This is a genomic window from Streptomyces sp. 8L (assembly GCF_020176795.1).
Classification (GTDB): Bacteria; Actinomycetota; Actinomycetes; order Streptomycetales; family Streptomycetaceae; genus Streptomyces.
The window spans coordinates 1-2,654 of sequence record NZ_JAIUKE010000780.1 but is presented as its reverse complement, the minus strand read 5'-3'; the positions used below and the strand labels follow the sequence as shown (position 1 = coordinate 2,654).

2 protein-coding genes are annotated in these 2,654 nt (G+C 77.4%); one reads left to right on the top strand and one right to left on the bottom strand.

All coding sequences use genetic code 11. The features are described 5' to 3' along the window. The first annotated feature begins 397 nt into the window (after window positions 1–397). Window positions 398–964, top strand: coding sequence for a hypothetical protein (locus tag LCE31_RS38630; RefSeq protein WP_225022884.1), 567 nt, complete (start codon window positions 398–400; stop codon window positions 962–964). Between the two features lie 95 nt (window positions 965–1,059). Here LCE31_RS38630 and LCE31_RS38625 read toward each other — a convergent pair. Next, a partial coding sequence (locus LCE31_RS38625) for an outer membrane protein assembly factor BamB family protein (protein ID WP_374118705.1) occupies window positions 1,060–2,654 on the bottom strand: 1,595 nt, incomplete at its 5' end.

Below are 2,654 nucleotides of genomic sequence, written 5' to 3'. Positions count from 1 at the left end.
CGCTCTGTTCACACCCGCGAGGTCGGTACCGTCCTTCGGCCCGCCGGCCGCGCGCCGCGCGTCCGCCCCGCGCGCTCCCGCGGGGCGCTCCGGGAGGCTCGGGGTCGGCTGCGGGACCTCCGCGCACCCCCCGGCCCGCTGGGCGCCCGGGGGCCTTGCCGGGAGAGCCCCGTAGGCGCCGGCACCACAGCCACATCCACCGCCCCCGCGACCGCCCTCAAGCGCTGCCCGATCATGGCCTGTTCTTCCCCCGCCCCCGTGTGAAACCCCTCTTTTCCCGGTACCTGTCCATAGAGGTCCGGACACCCCGACAAGGGCGCACCGTGCGCCGTGGCGGTCCGCTGCCGCCCGGCGGGGCGTTTCGCCACCGGGCCGCACCTTCAGAAGGAGGCCGACGGTGGTACGCAATGTCATCGGCGGGATCATCGCCCTCGCGGGCGCGGCGGCGGCCGTACTCGGCCCGTTCCTGTCCTGGTACAACGGCCGTCAGGGCCGCCACTACCGGCTCGCGGAACTCTTCGAGGCGCAGGGCGTCACGAGCGCGGGGACCGGCGTGTGGGGCTCGCTCGTCGCGCCGTTCGCGTTCGCCGCACTGGTGACGCTGATCGGCCTCGCCCTCCGCTCGCGAGCCCTCGTCACGTTCGCGGGACTGGTCGTCATCGGCTTCACCGTGCTGTGGATGGTCCGTCAGGGCCAGGCCGCGGGCAGTCTCGTCGTGGACAGCGACGGCTCAGGGCTCGGCCAGGGCGTCGCGTACAGCGCGGGCGGCGGGATCGCGCTGCTCCTCGCGGCGGTGGTGATGCGGGGGCGCGGGCGCCGCGCCGGCTCCGTACCGCCGGGGCGCGAACCGGAGCAGGGGGCGCCGGGGTACGGCGACGGCGGCTGGTACGACGGCGGGTACGGCGGCCCGGGCGAGGGGCCGGGAAGCGGCCCGGCCTCAGGCGCGGGACCCTACGGGCGCTGAGCCGCCCGCGGCCCCCGGCCGCCGGGGCGCCGCCCGTCCGGCGGCGGCCCGTGTCCTGCCGGCGGCCCTGTGTCCTGCCGGCGGCCCGTGTCCGCTCAGCGGCCCGCGCCCGGGCCGCGTCCCGTCGCCGTGCCCTTCACCGCGTCGAGCGCGTACACGCAGCGGTCCTTGCTGCACGCGTAGACCACGCCGCGCTCCGCGACCGGCGAGCCGGTGATCTCGCCGCCGGTCGCGAGCTTCCAGCGCAGCTGGCCCCCGCTCGCGTCGAGCGTGTACAGGACATGGTCGGCGGAGCCGAAGTGCAGCCTGCCGTCCGCGACCACCGGGGCGCCGATGAGGTCGCCGCCCGCCGCGAACCGCCATTTGGGTGTACCCGCGACGGCGTCCAGCGTGTACAGCGCGCTGCCGCTGCCGACGTGCACGTTGCCACCCGCGACGAGCGCGGGCTCCACCGACGCCCGGGACTCCGTCGCGATGCGCCAGCGGTCCTTGCCGGTGGCGGCGTCGAGCGCGTACACGGTGCCCAGATAGTCCACGAGGTACACGCCGCCGCCCGCGACGGCGGGCCCCGGCGCGAAGGCGGGCGGCGAGAGGAAGACGGCGGGCGCCTCGAAGTGCCAGCGCACGTGCCCGCCCGCGACATCGACGGACAGGACGCGCGTACCGGCCGCCACATACAGCTGTCCGTCCGGCGCGGGCGTGATCCGCACCGGCACCCCGCCGCAGGACGCGCCGTCGCCGACCGGGTAGGACCAGCGCTCGGTGCCGCCGCGCGCGTCGAGCGCCCGCAGGCGGGCGTCCTTCCACACGTAGACGGTGCCGTCGTGGATCACGGGGCCCGCCTCCGGCGTCTCGAACTCCGTCTGCGCGCCGGCGACCTCCCACAGCCTCTCGCCGCTCGACGCCTCCCAGGCCTGGACGCCGCCGCCGCGCGTGCCGGTGACGACGACGCCCCCGTCCACCTTGAGCGAGTACACCCAGGCGTCGGTCCCGAGGCGCCAGCGCTCCGCGCCGTCCTTCGCGTCGAGCGCGTACAGCGTCGGCCCGTCGGAGGCGTGGATCAGGCCGCCGGAGACCGCCATCGACCAAGCGACGTCGCGGGTCTTGAACTGACGCCTGCCGGTGCCCACGTCCAGGGCGTGGACCTCGAACGACGTCACGTACAGCAGGTCCCCCGCGACGACCGGCGTGCCCCACACGTCGTTCGACATGCGAAACCGCCAGGGCCGCCACTGCGGCGGTCCTGCCGGCGTGGCCTGCGGCGCGGCGGGCGGGGGCACCGGGGCGCCCGCGGGGGCCGTGGCGCGGCCGGCGGTGAGCCCGGCCGGCGGAACGATCCAGCCGGTGGCCGCTCCGGCGTCGGGGCCTGCCGGGGCGGCCTGGTGGTGGGCGGCGGTCGCGAGCGGGCCGGGACCGATCGGTACGGGCGAGGAGCCGAGGTGCACGGGCCCGCCGAGGGAGCCGCCGTTCTGCCCGGGCCCGGGGGACGGCTGCGCGGCGTGCAGCGGACCCGGCCGGGCGTGCGTCCGCGGCTCGGGGGCCGCCGGCGGGGCCTGGGACAGCGACTGCGCGTGGCGCCGCGCCTGGCCGGCCGGACCCCCCCCCCCCCGGGGGATCGGCCGATCCGCTGACTCCGCCCGACACGAGTACCTGGGGCTCCGCGCAGCGGAGGCTCGGGGCCGACGAGATC